Annotated in this window: 17 protein-coding genes; 10 read left to right on the forward strand and 7 right to left on the reverse strand. The window is 71.2% G+C overall.

Annotation, left to right across the window (positions count from 1 at the left end; translation table 11 throughout):
- Positions 1-196 precede the first annotated feature (196 nt).
- The gene (locus HHX41_RS32700; RefSeq protein WP_182909029.1) at positions 197-5,008 is read left to right on the forward strand and encodes a HAMP domain-containing protein; all 4,812 of its coding nucleotides are present in this window, start codon (positions 197-199) and stop codon (positions 5,006-5,008) included.
- 9 nt (positions 5,009-5,017) lie between these two features.
- Here the strand turns inward: HHX41_RS32700 and HHX41_RS32705 are convergent, their stop codons facing one another.
- Positions 5,018-6,316 (reverse strand): NAD(P)/FAD-dependent oxidoreductase, encoded by a 1,299-nt coding sequence (locus tag HHX41_RS32705; protein WP_182909030.1) that lies wholly within the window; start codon positions 6,314-6,316, stop codon positions 5,018-5,020.
- 520 nt (positions 6,317-6,836) lie between these two features.
- On the opposite strand from HHX41_RS32705, the gene HHX41_RS32710 reads away from it, so the two are divergent.
- Positions 6,837-9,158: a cellulose binding domain-containing protein gene (locus tag HHX41_RS32710; protein WP_182909031.1), complete on the forward strand. Its 2,322-nt coding sequence runs from the start codon at positions 6,837-6,839 to the stop codon at positions 9,156-9,158.
- Positions 9,159-9,225: 67 nt separating this feature from the next.
- Here HHX41_RS32710 and HHX41_RS32715 read toward each other — a convergent pair whose 3' ends face one another.
- Positions 9,226-9,660: an ester cyclase gene (locus HHX41_RS32715; protein ID WP_182909032.1), complete on the reverse strand. Its 435-nt coding sequence runs from the start codon at positions 9,658-9,660 to the stop codon at positions 9,226-9,228.
- Between the two features lie 254 nt (positions 9,661-9,914).
- Here HHX41_RS32715 and HHX41_RS32720 point away from each other — a divergent pair, with 254 nt between their 5' ends.
- Positions 9,915-11,177, forward strand: a complete 1,263-nt coding sequence (locus tag HHX41_RS32720; RefSeq protein WP_182909033.1) for a site-2 protease family protein — start codon at positions 9,915-9,917, stop codon at positions 11,175-11,177.
- Positions 11,178-11,200: 23 nt separating this feature from the next.
- Here HHX41_RS32720 and HHX41_RS32725 read toward each other — a convergent pair whose 3' ends face one another.
- Positions 11,201-11,368 (reverse strand): hypothetical protein, encoded by a 168-nt coding sequence (locus HHX41_RS32725; RefSeq protein ID WP_182909034.1) that lies wholly within the window; start codon positions 11,366-11,368, stop codon positions 11,201-11,203.
- 204 nt (positions 11,369-11,572) lie between these two features.
- On the opposite strand from HHX41_RS32725, the gene HHX41_RS32730 reads away from it, so the two are divergent.
- On the forward strand, positions 11,573-12,190 hold the full coding sequence (locus tag HHX41_RS32730; protein WP_182909035.1) for a sigma-70 family RNA polymerase sigma factor: 618 nt from the start codon (positions 11,573-11,575) through the stop codon (positions 12,188-12,190).
- 12 nt (positions 12,191-12,202) lie between these two features.
- Here HHX41_RS32730 and HHX41_RS32735 read toward each other — a convergent pair whose 3' ends face one another.
- Positions 12,203-12,571: a hypothetical protein gene (locus HHX41_RS32735; RefSeq protein WP_182909036.1), complete on the reverse strand. Its 369-nt coding sequence runs from the start codon at positions 12,569-12,571 to the stop codon at positions 12,203-12,205.
- A 68-nt stretch (positions 12,572-12,639) separates the two neighbouring features.
- Positions 12,640-13,638 (reverse strand): DNA polymerase ligase N-terminal domain-containing protein, encoded by a 999-nt coding sequence (locus HHX41_RS32740; protein WP_182909037.1) that lies wholly within the window; start codon positions 13,636-13,638, stop codon positions 12,640-12,642.
- 121 nt (positions 13,639-13,759) lie between these two features.
- Between HHX41_RS32740 and HHX41_RS32745 the strand changes: the two genes are divergently transcribed.
- The 6 genes from HHX41_RS32745 (at position 13,760) to HHX41_RS32770 (ending at position 22,555) form a co-directional block, all read left to right on the forward strand.
- Positions 13,760-15,526 (forward strand): 5'-nucleotidase C-terminal domain-containing protein, encoded by a 1,767-nt coding sequence (locus tag HHX41_RS32745; RefSeq protein ID WP_182909038.1) that lies wholly within the window; start codon positions 13,760-13,762, stop codon positions 15,524-15,526.
- A 144-nt stretch (positions 15,527-15,670) separates the two neighbouring features.
- Entirely contained in the window at positions 15,671-16,414 is a 744-nt protein-coding gene (locus HHX41_RS32750; RefSeq protein ID WP_220504629.1) for a hypothetical protein, read from the forward strand.
- Positions 16,415-16,476: 62 nt separating this feature from the next.
- The gene (locus HHX41_RS32755) at positions 16,477-16,899 is read left to right on the forward strand and encodes a hypothetical protein (RefSeq protein ID WP_182909040.1); all 423 of its coding nucleotides are present in this window, start codon (positions 16,477-16,479) and stop codon (positions 16,897-16,899) included.
- 433 nt (positions 16,900-17,332) lie between these two features.
- On the forward strand, positions 17,333-18,403 hold the full coding sequence (locus tag HHX41_RS32760; protein WP_182909041.1) for a DUF559 domain-containing protein: 1,071 nt from the start codon (positions 17,333-17,335) through the stop codon (positions 18,401-18,403).
- The gene (locus tag HHX41_RS32765) at positions 18,396-19,121 is read left to right on the forward strand and encodes a hypothetical protein (protein WP_182909042.1); all 726 of its coding nucleotides are present in this window, start codon (positions 18,396-18,398) and stop codon (positions 19,119-19,121) included. Before HHX41_RS32760 ends, HHX41_RS32765 begins: the two co-directional genes overlap by 8 nt.
- Positions 19,118-22,555: a helicase HerA domain-containing protein gene (locus tag HHX41_RS32770; RefSeq protein WP_259401478.1), complete on the forward strand. Its 3,438-nt coding sequence runs from the start codon at positions 19,118-19,120 to the stop codon at positions 22,553-22,555. The genes HHX41_RS32765 and HHX41_RS32770 overlap by 4 nt, the downstream gene beginning before the upstream one ends.
- A 52-nt stretch (positions 22,556-22,607) precedes the next feature.
- On the opposite strand, the gene HHX41_RS32775 is transcribed toward HHX41_RS32770, so the two are convergent.
- Positions 22,608-23,468 (reverse strand): SAM-dependent methyltransferase, encoded by an 861-nt coding sequence (locus HHX41_RS32775; RefSeq protein WP_249350682.1) that lies wholly within the window; start codon positions 23,466-23,468, stop codon positions 22,608-22,610.
- 45 nt (positions 23,469-23,513) lie between these two features.
- Complete coding sequence (locus HHX41_RS32780) at positions 23,514-24,188, reverse strand: hypothetical protein (RefSeq protein ID WP_182909043.1); 675 nt, start codon at positions 24,186-24,188, stop codon at positions 23,514-23,516.

Genomic DNA, 24,188 nt, shown 5'->3' on the forward strand with positions numbered 1-24,188 from the left:
CGTGCACGCCGCGGATGTACCCCGAAGTCGTGATCGCCACTGACACGTCGCCTCCGAGGGCGATCCGCAGAGATCGTCCGCCGGGTAGCCTTGCAGGCCGGTGTGCCGCTCCGGCCGCGGTCAGAGGAGGCGTGGCCTTCGGCAGTGCTTTGTATGCTTTCTTTCTCCTGGTCAAACGGCGATCGTGAGGGTGGACATGGTCGAGAGGGCAGGCACCGCGAAGCGCGCGAGACCCGCGCGCGCCGCCGGCGGTGACCCGGAACTGGATCTGCGGCAACTCCTGGCCGGCCTCACCGCCGTACGGGACGGCGACTTCGGCACCCGGCTCCCGGAGGACGGCGACGGCCTGCTCAAGGAGATCGCGACCGTCTTCAACGGGATGGTCGACCAGCTGTCCCTGTTCACCTCCGAGGTGACGCGCGTGGCGCGCGAGGTCGGCACCGAGGGCCAGCTCGGCGGCCAGGCCGAGGTGCCGGCGGTCTCGGGCACCTGGAAGGACCTCACCGACTCGGTGAACGCGATGGCCGGCAACCTCACCAGCCAGGTCCGCTCCATCGCCGAGGTCACCACCGCCGTCGCCAAGGGCGACCTCTCCCAGAAGATCACCGTCGACGCCCGCGGCGAGATCCTCGAACTCAAGAACACCGTCAACACCATGGTCGACCAGCTGTCCTCCTTCGCCGACGAGGTCACCCGCGTCGCCCGCGAGGTCGGCACCGAGGGCCAGCTCGGCGGCCAGGCGCAGGTCCCCGGCGTCGCCGGAACCTGGCGCGACCTCACCGACTCCGTCAACTTCATGGCCGGCAACCTCACCAGCCAGGTCCGCTCCATCGCCGAGGTCACCACCGCCGTCGCCAAGGGCGACCTCTCCCAGAAGATCACCGTCGACGCCCGCGGCGAGATCCTCGAACTCAAGAACACCGTCAACACCATGGTCGACCAGCTGTCCTCCTTCGCCGACGAGGTCACCCGCGTCGCCCGCGAAGTGGGCACGGAGGGACGGCTCGGCGGCCAGGCGCAGGTCCCCGGCGTCGCCGGAACCTGGCGCGACCTCACCGACTCCGTCAACTTCATGGCCGGCAACCTCACCAGCCAGGTCCGCTCCATCGCCCAGGTGACCACGGCCGTGGCCCGCGGCGACCTCTCCCAGAAGATCACCGTCGACGCCCGCGGCGAGATCCTCGAACTCAAGAACACCGTCAACACCATGGTCGACCAGCTGTCCTCCTTCGCCGACGAGGTCACCCGCGTCGCCCGCGAGGTCGGCACCGAGGGCCAGCTCGGCGGCCAGGCCGACGTCAAGGGCGTGTCGGGCACGTGGCGCGACCTCACCGACTCGGTGAACTTCATGGCCGGCAACCTCACCAGCCAGGTCCGCAACATCTCCCAGGTCGCCACGGCGGTCGCCAAGGGCGACCTGTCGCAGAAGATCACGGTCGAGGCCAAGGGCGAGGTCGCCGCGCTCGCCCAGACCATCAACACCATGGTCGACACGCTGAGCGCGTTCGCCGACGAGGTCACCCGCGTCGCCCGCGAGGTCGGCACCGAGGGACGGCTGGGCGGCCAGGCCGACGTCAAGGGCGTCTCCGGCACCTGGAAGGCGCTGACCGAGTCGGTGAACGTCATGGCCGACAACCTCACCGACCAGGTGCGCAGCATCGCCGAGGTGACCACGGCGGTCGCCCGGGGCGACCTGTCGCAGAAGATCCGCGTCGACGCCCGCGGCGAGATCCTGGAGCTGAAGGAGACCATCAACACGATGGTCGACCAGCTGTCCTCCTTCGCCGACGAGGTCACCCGCGTCGCCCGCGAGGTCGGCACCGAGGGAGGGCTGGGCGGCCAGGCGACCGTACGCGGAGTGTCGGGCACGTGGAAGGACCTGACCGACTCCGTCAACGTGATGGCGTCCAACCTCACCAGCCAGGTCCGTTCGATCGCCCAGGTCGCCACCGCGGTCGCAAAGGGCGACCTGTCGCAGAAGATCACGGTCGAGGCCAAGGGCGAGGTCGCCGCGCTCGCCCAGACCATCAACACCATGGTCGACACGCTGAGCGCGTTCGCCGACGAGGTCACCCGCGTCGCCCGCGAGGTCGGCACCGAGGGCCAGCTCGGCGGCCAGGCCCGGGTGCCCAACGTGGCGGGGACCTGGAAGGACCTCACCGACAACGTCAACTCGATGGCCGACAACCTGACCAACCAGGTCCGTTCGATCGCCCAGGTCACCACGGCCGTCGCGCGAGGCGACCTGACCAGGAAGATCGACGTCGTCGCCCGCGGCGAGATCCTGGAGCTGAAGACGACCATCAACACGATGGTCGACCAGCTGTCCTCGTTCGCCGCCGAGGTCACCCGCGTCGCCCGCGAGGTCAGCACCGAGGGACGGCTGGGCGGCCAGGCCGAGGTCGAGGGCGTTTCCGGCACCTGGAAGCGGCTGACCGAGAGCGTCAACGAGCTGGCCGGCAACCTCACCCGGCAGGTCCGCGCGATCGCCGAGGTGACCAGCGCGGTGACCTCCGGCGACCTGACCCGGTCCATCACGGTCGACGCCGAGGGCGAGCTGGCCGACCTCAAGGACAACGTCAACTCTATGGTGGAGTCCCTGCGCGAGTCGACCAGGGCCAACCAGGAGCAGGACTGGCTCAAGACCAACCTCGCCCGCGTGTCCGGGCTCATGCAGGGTCACCGCGACCTGTCGGCGGTCGCCGAGCTGGTCATGAACGAGCTGGCCCCGCTGGTCAACGCCCAGCACGGCACGTTCCTGCTGGCCGAGGAGACCCCGGCGGGCGCGGAGTTGCGGGTGGTCGGCTGCTACGGCCACCGCGAGACCTCGCGCCGGTACGCCTTCGGCGACTCGCTGGTCGGCCAGGCCGCACAGGCCAGGCGGACGATCCTGGTGGAGGACATCCCGCCGGGCTACCTGACGGTGTCGTCCAGCCTCGGGCAGGCCGGGCCCGTCAACCTCATCGTGCTGCCCATCGTGGTCGAGGACCAGGTGCTCGGCGTGATCGAGCTGGCCAGCCTCGGGCGGTTCGCCAAGATCCACCGGGACTTCCTGGAGCAGCTCGTCGAGACGATCGGCGTCAACGTCAACACGATCGTGGCCAACGCCCGCACCGACGCGCTGCTGGCCGAGTCGCAGCGGCTCGCCACCGAGCTCCAGGTGCGGCAGGAGGAGCTGCAGCGCTCGAACGCCGAACTGGAGGAGAAGGCGGAGCTGCTGGCCCAGCAGAACCGCGACATCGAGACCAAGAACAGCGAGATCGAGCAGGCCCGTCAGGAGCTGGAGGACCGGGCCCAGCAGCTCGCCCTGGCGTCCAAGTACAAGAGCGAGTTCCTCGCCAACATGAGCCACGAGCTGCGCACCCCGCTCAACTCGCTGCTCATCCTGGCGCAGCTGCTCGCCCAGAACCCCACCCGCAACCTGACGCCCAAGCAGGTGGAGTACGCCAACGTCATCCACTCGGCCGGCACCGACCTGCTCCAGCTCATCAACGACATCCTCGACCTGTCCAAGATCGAGGCCGGCAAGATGGACATCACGCCGGAGCCGGTCAGCCTGCGTCAGCTGCTCGACTACGTGGACGCCAACTTCCGCCCGCTCACCACGCAGAAGGGCCTGCGGTTCGAGGTGACGGTGGCCTCCGACGTGCCGGCCGAGCTGCTGACCGACGAGCAGCGGCTGCGGCAGGTGCTGCGCAACCTGCTGTCGAACGCGGTGAAGTTCACCGAGGCGGGCTCGGTCGAGCTGCGCATCGAACGGGCGTCCGGTGTGGCCCTGCCGGACGCCGGCGACCAGGAGATCCTGGCCATCCACGTGGCGGACACCGGCATCGGCATCGCCGCCGAGAACCTCTCGCAGATCTTCGACGCCTTCCAGCAGGCCGACGGCACCACCAGCCGCAAGTACGGCGGCACCGGCCTCGGCCTGTCGATCAGCCGGGAGATCGCGACCCTGCTCGGCGGCGAGATCCGCGCGGCCAGCACGCTGGGCGAGGGCAGCACGTTCACGCTCTACCTCCCGCTGGCCCGCGTCGACGACGCCGAGAGGGACGAACCGGAGACCCGGGAGGCGCGGCCGCGGCCGGCCGTCCCGCAGCCGGCGCCCGCGGTGGCGCAGATTTCGGCTGGCAGGGACGACGACAGGGCGCGGCGCCGCCTGCTGGTCGTCGAGGCCCGGCCCGGCGGCCTGCTGTCCATGCTGGCCCAGAGCGTCGCGGCCGACCTGCACGACACCCACGGCCCGGTCCAGGTGTCGACCGCGAGCGACGCCCCGTCCGCGCTGTCGATGCTGCGGCAGGAGAGCGTCCACTGCGTGGTACTCGACCTCGGCATGCCGCAGGACACCGCGGCCGACTTCCTCAAGGGGCTCGACTCCGATCCCGCGCTGCGCGTGCTCCCGGTCCTCGCGCACCACTCGCGCAAGCTGTCGCGCCCGCAGGAGGACCTGCTGCAGGTGCGCTCCCGCAACCAGCCGCTGGAGCGCCTGCCCAGCCTCGACGAGCTGCGTGAGCGCATCACGCTGCACCTGTCCGCAGAGGAGCCCGGCAACGTCCTGCCGCTCGTGCAGACGGCGTCGGAGGAGGGGGCGCAGGAGCTCGGGAAGGTCGACAGCGCGCTCGTCGGCCGCAAGGTGCTGGTCGTGGACGACGACGTACGCAACGTCTTCGCGCTCACCACGATCCTCGAACTGCACGGCATGCAGGTGCTGTACGCCGAGGACGGCCGCAAGGGCATCGAGGTGCTGATGCGCAACGACGACGTGGACCTGGTGCTGATGGACATCATGATGCCGGAGATGGACGGTTATGCCGCCACCGCCGCCATCCGGTCCATGCCGCGCTTCACCCAGCTCCCGATCATCGCGGTCACCGCCAAGGCCATGCACGGCGACCGGGAGAAGACCCTGACGTCCGGCGCCAGCGACTACGTCACCAAGCCGGTGGACGCCGAGGAGCTCATCGTCTGCATGCAGCGCTGGCTGGACCTGCCCGGCAACGGCGACAGATAGGCCCGGCCCTCAGGGACGGCGGGCCGCCGCGTGGACGGTGCGGCGGCCCCGGACCCGCGCCGCCCGGTGCAGGTCCTCCAGCACCGCCCGGGCGGCCCGCCGTCCGGAGACCAGCGCGCCCTGGTGGGAGCCGGTGTCGCGGTGGTCGCCGCACACGTAGCGGCGGCCGCCGAGTCCCACCGCTTCCAGGCGGACCGGGCGGCGCAGCGGCATCGGGGGCGGCATCGCGGGCAGGGCCGCCTCGATCGCGTAGGTGGCGACGTGCTCCCACGACGAGGTGTCACCGTAGATCTCGGTGAGCCTGGCCCGCACCCGGCGCTCGTCCCGGTCGCCGTGGACGCCGAGGACCGAGGTGGAGATCAGGGCACGTCCGTCGGCGGAGTATTCGGGCGCGGCATCGGTGATCACGATCGTGTCGGTGATCACTCCCTTCGTGTCCACGATCAGCGTGGGCTCGCCGAGGGGCGAGGCCGGGGCGGCGTGGTAGAAGGTCGTGACCGGCCGCATCGCGGGCACCGGCAGGCCGGGCACCAGCCGCCCGGCCGTGGGCGGATCCACCGCCACCACCACGGCCGCACCCGGGACCTCGCCTCCGCCCGCGAGGGCCACACCGTCGGGGGTCAGCGCGCGCACCGGCGTCTCCAGCGAGATCGTGCCCTCCGGCAGCCGGGCGGCGAGCTGCGCGGGGATCCGCTCCATGCCGAGGGCCGGCACGCCGATCCTGCCGCGGGAGAACGACCGCCACAGGAGGTGAAAGATCCGGCTGGAGGTCTCCAGCTCCCGTTCGAGCACGACTCCCGCGAGGAGGGGGCGGAACAGGTTCTCGACGATCTCGGGGGACGCGCCCCAGCGCCGCAGCTCGGCCAGCGTCGTTCGCTCCGCGCCGCGCCGCCGTACGAGGGAGCCGGGCAGCAGCAGGTCGCGGGCGGTCACCGCGGCGAGGACCGCCTTGTCCACCGGTGTGCCGACATGCGCGAGCAGGCCGCTGAGCGCATGCCGGGGATGCCGCCACGGCAGCGCGACCCGCTCGCGCCGGCCGTTCCGGAAGATCATCGCCCCGTTGGTGAACCGCCGCAGGTCCAGCGCGCCGATGTCGAGGACCCGGGCGGCCTCGGGGTAGCTGGTGTTGAAGATCTGGAAGCCCCGGTCGAGGCGGAAGCCGTCCACCAGGTCGGTGCGGACCCGGCCGCCCACGCCGTCGGACGCCTCCAGGACCCGGACCGCCACACCCGCTTTGTGCAGGTGCCAGGCGCAGGCCAGGCCCGCGAGCCCCGCGCCGACGACGATCACCTCGGCTGGCTGTGGCATCAGCGTCCCCCCCCTTCCGGCCGCCGTACGGCTCCTTCAGGGACTTCGCACCGCGCCGCGGCCGCGGATGCAGCGGCGCCGGCGCGGAGGCCGCAGAGCCGGGGCGAGAGATCAGATCTGTGCTCGTTCACAGGTCTGTACGACGCGCGGGGACTGAAAGTTTCAGTGATCGACAGAGAGGAACCCCCGCGCAGGTGAAGCGGCGGTACACGGCCCTACCAGCCGGAGATCCGCTCATCCGGACGCATCCGATGATTGCGTTCACATCGCTGAACCGGGGGTGATTGACCACACCGCCGGTTTCGCGTTGTGATGGCGCACCTCGGCACCCCCCGCATGACCCTGTATGTCGCATCCCGGCGCAGCCCGGCGCATCCCGCCGCACCGTACCCGCCGCGGCTCGGCCCGACCCCCGGAGGTCTCGCTTCGGACAAGCCCGACCACGCGTCCCGGCGCCGCGCGTCGCGGGCGCCGTCACGGCTCCGCCGTCGGTTCCCATCGGCACCCCCTTGGAGTTTGGATGACCACACGACGAAGATCCGCCCTGCTCGCCGCCGTGGCCTCGGCCGCCGCGCTCGCGGGGGCCGCGGTCCTGCCCGCCCTGCCGGCCTCGGCGGCGGCGGGCTGCCGGGTGGACTACCAGGTGACCAACCAGTGGCAGGACGGCTTCGGCGCCGCCGTCACGATCACCAACCTCGGCGACGCGGTCAACGGCTGGACGCTCACCTGGTCGTACGCCGCGGGCCAGACCGTCACGCAGGCGTGGAACGCCACGGTCACCCAGAGCGGCGCGCAGGTCAGCGCGAAGGACGCCGGTTACAACGCGGCCATTCCCACCGGCGGCACGGCGTCGTTCGGCTTCAACGGCTCGTGGAACAACTCGTCCAACCCCGTGCCCGCGAGCTTCGCGCTCAACGGCACCACCTGCACCGGCGGGGTCACGAACAGCCCCAGTGCGTCTCCCAGTACGTCCCCCAGTGCCTCTCCCAGCGCCTCTCCCAGCGCCTCTCCCAGCGCCTCTCCCAGTGCGAGCCCGACGCGGTCGCCGAGCCCGTCGCCCAGCCCCTCGGCGAGCCCCACGAGCATCCCGGCGGGCGCGCGGCAGATGGAGGACCTCGGCCGCGGCCTGATCAGCGTGCGGTCGGGCAGCGGCAACCTGGTCTCCTGGCGGCTGCTCGGCACCGAGGACATCGGCACCGGGTTCAACCTCTACCGGGGGTCCACGAAGCTCAACTCCTCGCCGATCACCACCTCCACGAACTACTTCGACTCCGGGGCCGCCGCCGACGCCACGTACACCGTGCGGGCCGTGGTGAACGGCGCCGAGCAGGCGGCGTCGGAGACGTCGCTGCGCCTGGCCAACGGCTACCTGGACGTGCCGATCCAGCCGCCGTCCGGCGGCACCACGCCCGACGGGGTGGCCTACACCTACAGCGCGAACGACGCGAGCGTGGGCGACCTGGACGGCGACGGGCAGTACGAGTTCGTGCTGAAGTGGGACCCGTCCAATGCCAAGGACAACTCCCAGTCGGGCTACACCGGCAACGTGTTCGTCGACGCGTACAAGCTCAACGGCACCCGCATGTGGCGGATCGACCTCGGGCGCAACATCCGCGCCGGCGCCCACTACACGCAGTTCCAGGTGTACGACTACGACGGCGACGGCAGGGCCGAGGTGGCCATGAAGACCGCCGACGGCACCAGGGACGGCACCGGCGTCGTCATCGGCAGTTCCTCGGCCGACTACCGCAACTCCTCCGGCTACGTCCTGTCCGGTCCCGAATATCTGACGATGTTCAACGGCCAGACCGGCAAGGCGATGTCCACCGTGAACTACGACCCGCCGCGCGGCACGGTCTCCTCCTGGGGTGACAACTACGGCAACCGGGTCGACCGTTTCCTCGCCGCCACCGCCTACCTCGACGGCGCCCGCCCGTCGCTGATCATGTCGCGCGGCTACTACACCCGTACGGTCATCGCGGCGTGGGACTTCCGCAGCGGCTCGCTGACCAAGCGGTGGACGTTCGACTCCGACTCCGCCGGCAGTCAGTACACCGGCCAGGGCAACCACAACCTGGCCGTCGCCGACGTGGACGCCGACGGCAAGGACGAGATCGTCTTCGGCGCGATGGCGATCAACGACAACGGCTCGGCGTTGTGGAACACCCGCAACGGCCACGGCGACGCGCTGCACGTCGGCGACCTCGACCCGTCACGCGCGGGGCTGGAGGTGTTCAAGGTCGACGAGGACACCAGCAAGCCCGCGGCGTGGATGGCCGACGCCCGCACCGGTTCGATCATCTGGAGCAACGCCTCCTGCGGCTGCGACAACGGGCGCGGCGTCTCCGACGACGTCTGGTCCGGCAGTCCGGGCGCCGAGTCGTGGTCGTCCGCCGTCAGCGGCATCTACAACACGAAGGGGCAGAACGTCGGGCGCAAGCCGGGCTCGGCGAACTTCCTCGCGTGGTGGGACGCCGACCCCGTCCGGGAGCTGCTCGACGGCACCCACATCGACAAGTACGGCACCGGCTCCGACACCCGGCTGCTGACGGCGAGCGGGGTGCACTCCAACAACGGCACCAAGTCCACCCCCTCGCTGTCGGCCGACCTGTTCGGCGACTGGCGCGAGGAGGTCGTCTGGCCGACGAGCGACAACACCGCCCTGCGGATCTACAGCACGACCGCGACGGCGAGCCGGCAGATCTACACGCTGATGCACGACCCGGTGTACCGGCTCGCGATCGCCTGGCAGAACACCGCCTACAACCAGCCGCCCCACACCGGCTTCTTCCTCGGGGACGGCATGGCCACGCCCGCCAGACCGAACATCTATCTGAGGTGATCCCCCGGCGGCGGCCGCGGACATACCTGGCGAGGTCCGCGGCCGCCGCCGAGCACGCCAGAAGCGCTCAGCCCGGGGCCTGCGTGAGGCACAGACCGAGCTGGGTGTACAGCTCCAACTGGTCGAAGTACTCCCGGTGGGTCTTGATCTTGCCGTCCTCGACGAAGGACGCGCAGGTGCCGCGGAAAGTGACCGGACGACCGGTCCCCTCCAGTTCGCTCCCGTTCGGCAGCAGGACAGGCCCGAGGTGCGTGCCCGTGGCCGTCCACTCCACCATCAAGGGCACGTCGCAGCTGACGGCTTCGTACCAAACGATCAGCTGGAAGTCGGGAAAGCTCTTGAAGACCTGCTCGTACATCCACGCGATCTGCTCATGCCCCTCCGCCACACCGAAGGGCGAGACGAGGACGGCGTCCGGACTGAAGGCCTCGAGCACGCCCTCCAGGTCGTGTTCGTTGAGCGCGTCGGCCAGCCGGCGTTTCACAGCCCATGAATCGGACATGGCGACAGTCCTTCGACGGTCGGTATGTAACGCAGGGCAACGACTTTAGCCAGAGGCCGGTCAGGCCCTGCCCACGATTACCTCGTGGGAGCACCACGAGCGGGTTCCGGTTCCCACACGGTCACGCGGTTTCCGCACGGCGGTTCCGGCGGCGTCCCGCTGACTGGGCGTCGAGGTCTCCAATCCCCCACTACCGCGTGACCTGCGCCTTTGTGGGTAAGCCAATCACTGCGGAGGGCCGAGGGGGTGGCAGGATGCGATCGTCGATCAGTCTCGGCCGCGTGGGCGGGGTCCCGGTCGGGCTCAACATCAGCGTCCTCGTGATCGTCGTGATCCTGGTGGTCGGGCTGGCCTTCGGCCGCTTCCCCATCGCCTTTCCCGGCCTGCCGGTCGCGGCGTACGTGCTGGCCGCGCTGGTGTCGGCGCTGCTCTTCATGGCCTCGCTGCTCGCGCACGAGCTGGCCCACGCGTTCGTCGCCAGGCGGCATGGCGTCGAGGTGTCGGGGATCACGCTCTGGCTGCTCGGCGGGGTCGCGGAACTGCGCGGGGAGCCCCGCTCCCCCGGCGCCGACCTCAAGATCGCCGGGGTGGGGCCGCTGACCAGCGTCGTGCTCGCCGGCGTCTTCGCCCTCCTGTCCTGGGCGCTTTCCGTCGTCGGGGCGCCACCGCTGGTCAGCGGGATGTTCGGCTACCTGGCCGCGGTGAACGTGCTGCTGGCCGTGTTCAACCTGGTGCCCGCCGCACCGCTGGACGGCGGCAGGGTGCTGCGCGCCTTCCTGTGGGCCCGCTGGGGCGACCGCATGCGGGCCGCCGTCGCCGCCGCCCGGGCCGGACGGGTCTTCGGGTACGCGCTGATCGCGCTGGGCTTCCTCAACCTCGTCTCCGGCCTCGGCCTCCAGGGCTTCTGGCTGGCTCTGATCGGGTTGTTCCTGGTCAACGCGGCCACCGCGGAGGAGCAGCAGACGCAGATCGACGCCGCCCTCCACGGGATCACGGTGGGCGAGGTCATGTCGCGCGACCCCGTCGTCGCTCATCCGGACGAGACGGTGGCCGGCCTGGTCGACCGGCTCGTGCTTCGCCACCACCTGTCCACCTATCCGCTGGTGGACGACGAGGGCCGGTTCACCGGGCTGGTGACGCTGGGGCGCGTCCGGCGCGTGCCACCGGACGACCGGGCGACCACCAGGCTGCGGGACATCGCGTGCCCACCGGCGGACGTACCCTCCGCCCGCCCCGGCGACCAGCTCACCGAGTTGCTGCAGCGAATGAGCGGCAGCACGGACGGCCGGGCCGTGGTGCTCGGCGACGACGGCCGCCTCGTCGGCCTGGTCACCCCGACCGACATCAGCCGGACCATCCAGACGGTGGATCTGCGGGCGCGCGAGCCGTACCGGACGCCGCGCGGCGCCGACCTCGCCCCGCCGTCTCCCGGCGGCCCTACTCCCAGAGGCCCTGCTCCCAGAGGTCCTGCTCCCGGTGGCGCGGCCCCGCCGGCCGGACGCCGCGACGCCGCCTGAACGCCGCCTGGACGCCGCCGGGGTCAGTCGTCGGCGGGTTCGTCGACGTCGTCGGGCGAGTCGGCGCCGGCGGCGTGCCAGTCGCCGGACCCTCCCCCGGGCTCGGCCCCGGGCTCGGCGTCGGGTGACTGCGCCAGCGGTGGCAGCCGCTCCGGGATCCGGTCTTCCGGCTCCGCGTTGTCGTTCGGCATGGCTTCCTCCTCGGGCCGCGCCCATCCATCTCGGCGTACCCCCCGGCGGCGCGGACATTCGGCCATGTCGCGGGGACGGCCGCGGTAGCCGAAAACAGCCCCGCGAGCCGTGTTGAAAGGGAGACCAGGGGTAGGCGGACCGTGCGGCCGGACCGGACAAAGCGGTCGTAACTGATAGAGGCAGGCTCTCAGGGAGGTGGGGGTATGACGATCGTCGACGACACGGCGGTCGAGCGACGGCGGCTGCGGTTCGAGCGGGACGCGCTGCCGTACATCGACCAGATCTACGCCGGCGCCCTACGGCTCGCCCGCAATCCCACCGACGCCGAAGACCTGGTGCAGGACGTGTTCATGCGGGCCTTCAGCAACTTCCACCAGTTCCGCGAGGGCACGAACCTGCGGGCCTGGCTGTACCGCATCCTGACCAACACCTACATCAACACCTACCGCAGGCAGCAGCGGCAGCCGCAGCGGGCCGCGACCGAGGACGTCGAGGACTGGCAGCTCGCCGAGGCGGCCTCGCACACCTCGTCAGGGCTCAAGTCCGCGGAGGTGGAGGCCCTGGAGGGGTTGCCCGACTCCCGCGTGAAGCAGGCGCTGCAGGAGCTGCCCGAGGACTTCCGGCTGGCGGTCTACCTCGCCGACGTGGAGGGATTCGCCTACAAGGAAATCGCGCAGATCATGAACGTTCCCATCGGCACGGTCATGTCACGGCTGCACCGGGGACGCCGGCAGCTGCGGGCCAAGCTGGAGGACTACGCCGCCGAGCTCGGCCTGATCCGGTCGGCGAGCGCCGCGGCCCGGGACGGCGGGAAGACCTGAGCGGACAGGGATTCAGGCGTCCTCGCGCTCGGGATTCTCCAGCCGGAAGAAGTTGCTCGGGCTGCCGTCCCTGCGGTGCTCCTGGTAGATGAAGTTGAGCTTGCGTTCCTCGAACGTCGTGAACCACTCGTCCCAGGAGATCTCCTGCAGGTCGCCGCCGCCGTAGCCCGGGAAGTCGAAGCGGAGAACCCCCGGACGGCCCTCGTGCTCGGTGCCGGGGACGGTGGCGGGTTTGGCACCCCGTTCCTCGGCCCACCCTTTGATGACGTCGTGGTCGGTCGTGATCAGGCTGCGGCCCGGGCGTTCCTCGTGTTCGTCCGGGGCGCCGATCTCCTGCTCGTACTTGTGCTCGCCGGCGACCGGGTGGTGCTGCTCGGACATGTCGACACCTCCCCTCGTCCTCCCTACCCCGCGCCACCCGCCTTACCCTGTGGCCTCACCCTGCGGCCTTACCCTGCTGCCTTCCCGGGCAGCCGCACCCAGGCGGGGGACTCCTCCCCCGGCGCGTACGCCGAGTCGAGGCGCTTGCCCACCACGCCGGGCAGGCCCTGCTCCGCCGCCGCCCGCCGTACGGCGCGGACCTCTCCGGGCCACGACGGCGCCGTCTGCCAGCGCGGCCCGTTCACCCCGAGGCTCTCCAGGCCCGCGCGGCGGCGCTCGAACGGCTCGTCCAGCGACGACCGGCCGTCGTCGTGGAGCAGGTCGTAGGCGACGTAGACGGGGGTGCCCGCGAACGTGACGACCTCGCCGTCCAGGACGGCGGCCCTGCTGCCGAACGACTCGGCCATCGGGCGCAGCCAGCGGTGCTCCCCCGTGACGTCCGCGCCGCGCGCGTCGCGCAGGGTGAGCCTGCCCCCCTCCACGTACGCGAGCGCCCGCGCGCCGCCCCACCAGAACTCCCAGGCGTACGCCCCGGGATCGCGCGGCGCGCGGGCGCGCGTCACCGGCGTCATCGGCGCGAGCGAGGCCGGCGGGGGCTCCCACCGCCCGCTGGGCGGGTCCATCCGGTGGATCATCCAGTTGCGGCCGCGGGTCCGGAACAGCACGTAGCGGCCCGCGACCCGGGAGCCGCTCAGCACGATCTTGACCTCGCGGTCGCTCCACTTCTCGGTCGCGTAGTGACCGCGGTCCCAGATCGTCATCGTGCCACCGCCGTACTCGCCCTTGGGGATCTCACCCTCGAACCGGGCGTACTCCATGGGGTGGTCCTCGGTGTGGACGGCGAGATGGTTGGTCGCGGGGTCGGGCGGCAGGCCCTTGGGGATCGCCCAGGAGACCAGCACCCCGCCCCGCTCCAGGCGCAGGTCCCAGTGCAGGGACCGGGCATGGTGCTCCTGGATGACGAACGTGTCGTCCTCGCCCCGCGGCAGCGGCCCTTCGGCGGGGATCGGCTCGCTGGTGCGCGTCACGTCGCGCTTGGCCCGGTAGGTCTCGAGTTTGTCCGCCATCCCACTCGTCCTACCCAGCGCACGGCGGACCGCGAGTGACAAGCGTGTCACCTTGTAGCGACATGTCCGGTTAAGAACTTCGTGACCACCCGGTAACTACGCCTTACTATCGTCAGCCACCATGAGTTCAGCGATCAGGCTGACCGCGGGCGCCGGAGTCGTGGCCCTCGGTCTCCTCCTGCCCGGCACGCCCGCCACAGCGGCCCCGAGCCACCCGGTCAAGATCACCATCATGGCCAGCTCCGACATCCACGGAAACGCGCTCAACTGGGACTACTTCAAGAACGCGGAGTACGACGACAGCGCGCACAACGACGTGGGCCTGGCGAAGATCTCGACGATGGTGTCGCAGATCCGTACCGACCGCGGCGCCGGCCACACCCTGCTGTTCGACTCCGGTGACACCCTCCAGGGCACGCCGCTGGACTACTACTACGCGAAGATCGAGCCGATCACCTCGACCGGCGAGACCCACCCCATGGCGAAGGCCATGAACGCCATCGGGTACGACGCGGTGACGCTCGGCAACCACGAGTTCAACTACGGCCTGCCGCTGCTGGCCGCGTGGGTCGAGCAGATGAAGGCACCGGTCCTCGGCGCGAACGCCGTCTCGGCCAAGACCGGCCTGCCGGCCTACCAGCCGTTCGTCCTCAAGACGATGAAGGTGAAGGGCGAGAAGCCGATCAAGGTGGGCGTCCTCGGCCTCACCAACCCCGGTGTCGCGATCTGGGACAAGGCGAACGTCGACGGGAAGCTGAAGTTCCTCGACCTCGTCGACACCGCGAAGAAGTGGGTGCCGGTCATCCGCGGCCTCGGCGCCGACGTGGTCCTGGTCACCGCCCACGCGGGGGACAACGGCCTGTCGTCGTACGGCTCCGACCTGCCGGTGGAGAACGCCGCCGCCATGGTCGCCGAGCAGGTGCCCGGCATCGACGCCGTCCTGTTCGGCCACGCCCACAACGACGTGCCGCAGCGCTTCGTCACCAACAAGGCCACCGGTCAGCAGGTGCTGCTGACCGAGCCGAGCAGGTGGGGCCAGCGCCTCAGCGTCGTCGACTTCACACTCGCCAAGCAGCGCGGCAAGTGGGCGGTCACCGGCAAGTCGTCCACCACGCTCAACACCAACACGGTGACCGAGGACCCGAAGATCGTCGCGCTCATGAAGGCGCAGCACGACAAGACCGTCGGCTACGTCAACAAGGTCATCGCGCAGTCCACCCAGGAGCTGTCGGCGGCCGAGTCGCCGTACAAGGACACGCCGATCCTCGACTACATCCAGAAGGTCCAGACCGACCTGGTGAGCAAGGCCATCGCCGGCACCGCCGACGCCTCGCTGCCGGTGCTGTCGATCGCCGCGCCGTTCAGCCGCACCGCCGTCTTCCCGGCCGGGCCGGTCAGCGTCCGCGACATGGCCGGACTGTACGTCTACGACAACACGCTGCTCGGCATCAAGCTGACCGGCGCCCAGATCAAGGACTTCCTGGAGTACTCGGCGAAGTACTTCGCCCAGGTCGCCCCGGGTGCGCCGGTCGACCTCGGCACGCTCACGAACGCCGGCGGCACGCCCGACTACAACTACGACCAGCTCTCCGGCGTGACGTACGACATCGACATCTCCAAGCCGGTCGGCCAGCGCATCGTCGGCCTGTCCTACCAGGGCACGCCGGTCACCGCCGACCAGCAGTTCGTCGTGGCCATCAACAACTACCGCCAGTCGGGCGGCGGCGGCTTCCCGCACGTCTCGACCGCTCCGGTGGTCTACAACGCCCAGGTGGAGATCCGCCAGGCGCTGATCGAGTACGCCGCGGCGACCGGCACGATCGACCCGGCGACGTTCGCCGAGCCGAACTGGAAGCTCGTCCGCGACGGGGTCCCCGTCTTCAACTGACCAGTGGGGGGTGGTCCGGGTCCCGGGCCACCCCCTTTTTCCGTTGAGCGGTCGTACTCACCCGATCCGAGTGATTGCGCTCATGCCCGCGCGCCGATCCGGCGGCGACACTGACGTGTCACGACACCGACGGAAAGGATGACCGTGAGCAGAAGCGGGATCGTCTTTCTCACGATCGTCTCCACGATCGCGGGGGTCGTCCTCGTCTACGTGGTAGACGTGCCGCCGCCGGTGGTCGTCTCGCTGGGCTTCGGGGCGCTGTGCCTGCTCTGGCTGATCGTGCTCCTGACGGTGCCGTGGAACCTGTACTTCCAGGCCCACACCCTGATCCACGAGATACGTGTCAGCCGCGAGCGCGGTGTGGCGGTCTCGCCGGAGCGCGAGGCGGAGGCCCGCCGCATCGCGGTGCGCATGCGCCGGGCCGCCGTCGCCGCCCACCTGGTGTCGGCCGCCCTGCTCGCGGCGATCACCTACTTCTCCGGCGAGACCGTCGGCTACTACTTCGCCGTCTTCTACCTGCTCGGCACGTTCTTCCGGCCGGCCGGAGCCTGGTTCTCCCACCTGCGCAGCCGGATGACCACGATGCTGGAGGAGGTCCGTTATCCCCGCGAGGACGTCGTCACGCTTACCGGGCGCGTCGACGCGCTGGAGGCGCGGGCCGAGGAGTCCGAGGCCCGGGCCGCCGAGCTGGCCGAGCGCCTCGACTCCCTCGCGGGGGAGACGCGCGCCGGGTTCCACACGGCCACGGCCCGGGGGGACGCTCTCGACCACCGGCTCGACGCCATGGGCAGGACGTTCGAGGACTCCCTCAGCCGCCTCACCGACAACCAGGAGGTCCTGTCGGGCATCAAGGCGTTCCTCCGTCTGATCAGATCCGAGACGGCGTAGTTCGCGAGATTTCGCGATCGCCGGCCGTCCCTCTCGCCGCCCCGCACCCGTATACCCGGCTGGTGCTCGCGGGCGCGGCGGCAGCCGTGGCCGCCGCGCTGGCGGTCCCGGCCCTCATGTCCGGTGCCACAATGCCCGGCCAGGCGGGCGCACCGGCCGGCGGCGTCGCGTCCGCCCCGGCGAGCCGGGCGGTCGTGACACTCGACGCGCGGTCGTTCCTCCTGGCGGGAGCCGACAACGCCGCCCGCGCCGACGTGAAGACGGGCCGATATCGGTACAGCCGCGAGCGGCTCTACGAGCCGCAGCCGCCGAGCAAGGTGCTCGTCTCCTCCACCGAGAGCTGGTACGACGGCGAGACCGGCCGGGGACGGACCACGAGCGGCCTGGACGCCGAGGTCGTCGTGGGCGGGGCCACCGCGAAGGCGAAGCCCACGCCCCGCACCCGCGACTTCCGCATGACGCTACGGCCCAGACAGGGAGGCTGAGCGCGTCGGGCGCGGCGTCCGCGTCGGCGCGCGCACGGGCAAGAAGACCGTGTACGAATCCTCCGGCTGGGTCGAGAAGATCGGCGATCGGCCGTAACCACGGCGACGGGGCCCGTGCCGTCCGACCGAGGGCGCGGGCCGCGTCACGACCTTCGCCGCACAGCCCGGGGAACCGTGCACTCCACCTGACGCGAGCCCCGGGATCGCCGCTCCCGCCGTCCGCCGAGCTGCGGACAAGCGGTGTGGGCCGAGGGCACAGGAGCACAGAACCGGAAATTCCCGATTCTGTGGACGGTCCTGTCACTGCCCGATACCCTCTGCCGGGTCAAGATTGTCGGATCTTCAACGACAGGGCGGGGACGGCGTGGCGCGCTCGTGGAGGGAGCTTCCCACGGGCCGGGTCGTGCATCTGCACGCAGAACAGGACGTGCACTTGCACGCGGGACAGGACGTGCACCTGCAGGGCGACCCGGACGCCGTCGCGCTGGCGATCGGCCCCCTGCCCGATGACGCGCCCGCGCTGGTCACCTACGTCCCCCGCCCGGCCGGGACCCCCGCGGCCGTGGTCGCCGACGTGCTGAGGGAGCTGGAGTCCGCCGCGCTGGCGATGTTCCCCGCCTGGCTGCCCGAGGCGGACGGCATCACCGGAACCGGCGGGGCGGCCGTCCCCGCCGTCCGTGCCCACGCCCTGCGTGCGGGCTCCGCCACCCGGCACTTCGCGCCCTTCCTCGCCCACCTGGCCGAAAGAGCACTGCGCGAGCGGGCCGCCACGAACGGGGTCACGGCCGGAGGCGGCACGGCGGGCCGGGCCGGGACGTTCCCGCCCGAGATCCGCGCCGCGGGGCTGGCCCGGGTGCTGTGCTCGGGCTACCGGCGGGCCGAGGCCGCGATCCTCGTACGGATGCCGCCCGATCTCACTCCGTCCGCGGAGGAGGTGCTGGTCGCGGCGTGCGAATGGCTGGCCCACCACGGCGGGTTCGGCATCTGGCTCACCGGTCCTCCCCCGCGCTTCGTGGACCGGATCGAGAGTGTGTCCGCCCCGATCCCCGACACGGTGGCCGCCCTCGTCCGCGAGGTCGCGCCCGGCGGCGCCGAGAGGTTCCCGCCGCCGGCGCTCACGTACCCGCCTCTCGCCGGAGTGCCCCATCCGGGCAGCGCCGCCGAGCGGCGACTGGAGGCGGCGCTGTCGTCGTGCGCCTGGGCGGGGGGCCGCGAGTGGAACCAACTCCACGCCTCCGGACCGCTCAGCAACCCGATCCGCGTCGACCTGCTCTGGCGGGCCGAGCGCTGCGTGGTCGAGATCGACGGCCCCGAGCATCTCAGCCCGCGCCGCCTCGCCTCGGACAGGCAGCGCGACCTGCGCCTGCGCCGGGACGGCTACGCCGTCCGCCGCTTCACCAACGACCAGGTGCTGGAGCGTCTCGGCACCGTGCTCGCCGAGTTGGAGCGCTTCCTGCACCACCACCGTCGCAATGGAACGTTCGAAGGATCGCCCCATGCCTGACAACTCCCTCTCCCAACGCGAGACCGCCATACTCCTGCTGCTCATGGCCGAGGCCCGGGAGTTCACGAACCCGGAGCTCAAGGAGCAGTTCGGCTTCGACATCGGCAAAAAGGAACGCGAGCACCTACAGCGGCTCAAGCTGATCGAGGTCGGTAAGAGAGGCCAGTCGTTCACCTACACGCTGAGCGACGACGGCTGGGCCAGGGCAAAGGAGATCTTCCGGCAGGGCCTGCCCACGTCCAAGGCCCTCGCCCCACGAGTGCTCGAAGCGGTCGTCCGGGCCATGGTCTCCGGCCTCCAGCGGCACGTGGAGCGGACCGGCAGCGCTCTCGGCGAGATCTTCACCCGGGAGGAGGACCTGGTGCCCGCCGTCGCCCGGGCGGCGATCGAAGAACCGCCCGCTGCGGAGGCGGCGGCCGCGATCACGGAGACGCCGACTGCGGACGTCCTTTCGCCGGACGACGTCGAGACGGCGATCCGCAAGGCTTACGCGCAGCTCGCCGACACGCCGAACGCCTGGGTGAGCCTGACCCAGCTGCGCCCGCTGCTGGACGAAGCCCCCAGGTCCGAGGTCGACGCCACCCTCCGCCGGATGATCGCCCTCCCCGACGTGCGTCTCGTCCCCTGGGAGAACCAGAAGACCCTCACGCCCGCCGACCGGGACGCGGCGGTCGTCATCGGTGACCAGCCCAAGCACCGCATCTGGATCGGGGCATGATGACCGGCAAGGAACTGGACGCTCTGGCGGCGCTGCGGTTCAACTACGCCAAGGTTCCCGACGACGTCTGGCGGCCGCTCCCGTTCCACGTCGGAGCCCTGCACCGGCAGACCGCGCAGACCATCCTCGACGGGTTCATCGAGGCCGAGGAGAGCGCCGACGCGAGCCCCATCGGCGTCGTCGTCCAGGGGCAGCGCGGCACTGGCAAGACGCACCTGCTCGGCTGGGTCAGGCAGAAGGTCCACGAGGAGGACGGCTACTTCTTCCTGGTTAGTCTGCTCGACGCCAGGAGCTTCTGGGAGAGCGTGCTGCTGTCCATGCTGGACAGCCTTTCCCGGCCGGTTCCGGGATCGGGGACACAGCTCAAGGAGCTTCTGTGGCGCCTCTGCCTGCTGGCCGAGGTGCCGGAGGACGCGCGGCGGCCCGTGACCGGTGAGGAGGCGCTCTCCCAGGGGGACCTGGACGCCTTCGTGCGTGCCCTTCGCCGGTACGACCGGCACGTCGGCGGCGTCGCCCAGGACGTCGCGAGGGCCCTCGTCCTGCGTGCCTGCGGCGACCTTTCCGCGCAGGATGTCGGGGACGCCTACCTCACCTCCGCGCCGGAAGGAGAGCCGGGCGAACGCGCACGCTGGGGTTTCACCCCGATCGCCAAGTCCCCGCAGGAGATCGTCAGAGACCTGTCCCGGCTGGTGGCGCTCACCGGGCCCGCCGTCATCGCGGTGGACCAGATCGACGTCCTGATCGCGCAGTCGTCCGTCGCCATGACGGACGACGGCCAGGAGTCCTGGCCTCAGACGGCGGTCCTGGACGGGATCGCGGGCGGCCTGATGGCGCTCCGGGAGATGACCCGGCGCACACTGACCGTCCTCTCGTGCCTTCCGGCCACATGGGAGCTCATCAGGACGAAAGCCACCGACACGGTGCAGGACCGGTTCCGGGAGACCACGCCGCTCGGTGGCATCCCCGATGCGCCGACCGGCATCGCGCTGGTGGAGAAGCGCTTCGGGGCGCAGTACGCAGCGGCCGGGTTCATGCCGCCGTATCCGACCTGGCCGGTGAAGCCGAAGGCGTTCGAGGAGGCGAACCAGTACACCCCTCGCCAACTGCTCATCCGGATCGACAAGCACGTCCGGTCGTGCCTGGCGAGCGGGGAGATCACCGAGCTGGAACGGCTGACCGGCAGCGCACCTGACCGAGACCGTCGGATCATTATCGGCCCGCCGAACGACTTCACGAAGCTGGACAAGCGTTTCGCGGAGTTGCGGAAGCGGGCGGACGTGGCGGAGGCGCTGGACCCGATCACGGAGGACGCCGTGATGCCGCGCCTGCTGTCGGCCGGACTGTCCGCCTGGATCACCGAGCAGGGCGAGGACGGGCGCCTGTTCGCCCAGGACCCGCCGCCGAGCACGAAGCCGCCCCTGCACGCCCGTCTTCGCAGAACGCTGGACGAGGCGACGGAGAACGAGGCCCACTGGTGTTTCCGGGCCATCTCGGCGTCCCATCACATCGCCGCGCTGAACCGGCTGAAGGCCGCGTCGACGGCGGCCGGGCTCGACGAGCGGATACCCGCGCGCAAACTGTTCGTGCTCAGGAACCAGAGCTGGGCGAAGGGACCGGTGACGCAGGAGGCGCTCACGGCCTTCGAGCAGGCGGGCGGCCGTGTGCTCCAGATCGAGGAGGACGACCTCCGGATCTTCGCGGCGCTTCGTGACCTGATCGCCGCGAACCCGCCGGAGCTCCAGGCATGGCTCGTCTCCCGGAGACCGACGAGCGAGGTGAAGCTGTTCGCCGAGGCGCTCAGCGACGCGGCCGTTCCGCGCGTGTCCGGCACCGGGAGCGAGATGTCCTCGCGGACGCCCCGATCGCTGGGCCGCACCCGGCGCACCGCCAATCCCGAGCGGCAGCTGCTCCAGTGGGAGGCCGTGCCACGACTCACGTCACGGCCGGCGACCGGCGCGCCATCCCCCGGCACCCCGCCGTCGCAAGGCCCCGGCACCGCGCCGTCACCGCCCTCCGGGGGGACGCCGGAACCGGCCGGCCCGAGCGTCACACTTCCCGGCGGCGCCGGCACGACCAATCCCGACTTGCAGGTCTGGCCGCCGCTTCCGCCCTCCGATGAAACGCCGCAGGCCGATCCGCCGGTCGTGGAGGTAGTGGTCGAGCCCCACCCGCCCACGCCGTCGCCGGCGGACGAGGTCACGACGGCTCCGTACCTGACGATCGGGGCGGCGACCTCGGACAACCGGCCGGTACGGATCCCGATGGAGACCCTGCGCAAGCACACGGCGGTCTTCGCCGGCTCGGGCTCCGGCAAGACGGTGCTGATCCGCCGTCTCGTGGAGGAGTGCGCCATTCAGGGGGTCTCGGCGATCGTCCTCGACGCGAACAACGACCTCGCGCGGCTCGGCGACCGGTGGCCGGAGCCACCCGGGGAGTGGGGCGAGGGCGACGAGGCCAAGGCCGACGACTACCTGGCGAACACCGACGTGGTGATCTGGACGCCGCGCAAGGAGTCGGGACGCCCGCTGAGCTTCCAGCCGCTGCCCGACTTCGCGAGCATCGCCGACGACGCGGACGAGTTCGGTGAGGCGGTGGACGCCGCGGTCGCCGCGCTGGTGCCCCGGGCGAAGCTGGAGACGAGGGCGGCCAGGGCGCACCTCGGCCGTGCGGTGCTCCGCGAGGCCGTCGCCCACTACGGGCGGCGCGGCGGCACGGGGCTGGGCGGCCTGATCGCTCTGCTCGACGACCTGCCGGACGGCGTGAGCAGTCTCGAAGGCGCGGCCAGGCTCGCGACCGAGATGGCCCAGCACCTGAGGGCGGAGACGATCAGCGATCCCCTGTTCGCGGGGACCGGGACGCCCGTCGATCCCGGCGTCCTGCTGACGCCGCCGGAGGGGAAGCGGGCCCGCGTGTCGGTGATCAGCCTCACCGGCATGGCCTCCGACGCTCAGCGGCAGGGCTTCGTCAACCAGCTGCAGATGGCGCTGTTCTCCTGGATCAAGCGGCATCCCGCGGGAGACCGCCCGCTCGGCGGGCTGTTCGTGATGGACGAGGCCCAGACGTTCGCCCCGTCGGGGACGGCGACCGTGTGCACCCAGAGCACGCTCGCCCTCGCCGCCCAGGCCCGCAAGTACGGCCTCGGGCTGGTGTTCGCCACCCAGGCGCCGAAGGGCCTGCACAACCGGATCACGGGCAACGCCGCCACCCAGTTCTTCGGCCTGCTCAACGCGCCGACCCAGATCACGGCGGCGCGGGAGCTGGCCAGGGCCAAGGGCGGCGACGTCCTCGACGTGTCGCGGCTGCGGTCCGGCCAGTTCTACGCGGCGTTCGAGGGCGGGTCCTTCACGAAGGTCCGCACACCGCTGTGCCTGAGTCACCACCCGAGCAGCCCGTTGACGAGCGAGGAGGTCGTGGCCCGCGCGAACCGGTCCTGAACGAAGGCGCGCGGAGCCGGCGCCGCCCTCGGGCGCGGCGCCGGCTCCCGCGTCAGGGTTTGCGGCCCACTCCCGCACAGCCCATGCGAGCCGTCTCCTCGTCGGCGAACATCGAGGTCTCCTCGTCGCCGAACGGCCAGACGTTCTCCGGCCCGGAGCCGCTGGCCAGGCCGGGAGGAATCAGCTCGAAATCGCCGAAAAAGCGGGCGATCTCCGTACGCGATCGGGGGACGAACGGCACGTTGGCCTGGCGATAGAAGTCGGCGATCTTGTCCATCCGCTCCGGGGCGGCGTCGCCGCAGACGTGCGAGAGCGCGAGGTAGCTGCCCGGCGCGAGGGCCTCCCGGTAGGCGGCGACGAACCCCTGCGGGTCGTCCTCGTCCGGCACCAGGTGCACGAAGAACATCATCAGCACCGCGACCGGCCGTTCGAAGTCGATCAGTTCGCGCACCCGCGGGTCGCCGAGGACCTCCGCGGGGTGGCGCGCGTCGGCCTGGATCATCGCCACCCGGTCGGGGTCGGCCAGCAGCGCCCGGCCGTGCGCGCAGACCACGGGATCGCTGTCCACGTAGACCACGCGCGTGTCGGGCGCGAGCCGGTGGGCCACCTCGTGCACGTTGTCCTGCGCCGGAAGTCCCGACCCGAGGTCGAGGAACTGCCTGATCCCCTGGTCCACCAGGTAACGCACGATCCGGCCGATCAGCCGGCGGTTCTGCCTGGTGCCCTCCTTGGTCTCGGGCAGCACGCTCAGCACCAGGTTCGCCAGGTCACGGTCGGCTTGGAAGTTGTCCTTGCCGCCCAGGAAGTAGTCGTACATGCGGGCCGCGTTCGGAATGCTCGGATCGACTCCACGAGGCGCCTGCTCGGCCGTCATAGGGCTCACGTCCTTCACCGCGCGACCGCGGTATTTCATGATCGAGATTGCGAGCCCAATGTAACGCGTGATGTCCGTGTTCTCCTACCGCCGGAAGGCGGCGGCACCGGCGGCGGCGATCGCCACCGACAGGACCACGACGACCGTGAGAGTCCCCAGAGGGTTGCGGTGCCGCACCGGGGCGACCGCGCGCATGGCCGGCACGCGGTAGACCGGTGACCTCGACGGCGACGGGGTGGGCCGCGGCGTCGGGCGAGGGCGGGGCGACGGCACCGCGGCCGGCGGCCGGAGCGCGGCCGCCACCCGGTGCGGGGAGTGCCGTGGCGCCGGTGCGGGCTTCTCGGGTGCCCGTGACGGTGGCGGCGGCTCAGGCGAGGGCGCGGGCGGCGGCACGGGCGTCGGCGGCGTGCAGCCGGGCCCTCCGATGCCGACTTCGGCGTGCAGGCCGACGATCACGTCCACGTCGAGGCAGACACCGACCCGCAGGCCGGGTCCGTCCGGATCGTCCGCTTTGAGGGACACGCCCGCGGCTGCCCGCACCACCCCTCTGGCTTCCGGCCGTTCCGATCCCGCCATCCGGGTCACCGTGCTGCCCGCCGTGCTGCCCGCCGTGCTGCCCGTCGCGCTGCCAGCCGTGCCCGCACTCTGCCGCTCGGCCCGCACCGGCGTGGGAGCAGCGGCGGTCAGCGTGGCGCAGGTCAGCGCGGCGCAGGCGGAGACGACCGCGACGGCCGCGCGCGGGCCCGCCGTCCTGCCCAT

The organism is Microbispora sp. H13382 (assembly GCF_014161445.1).
In the GTDB taxonomy this organism is placed as follows: Bacteria; Actinomycetota; Actinomycetes; order Streptosporangiales; family Streptosporangiaceae; genus Microbispora.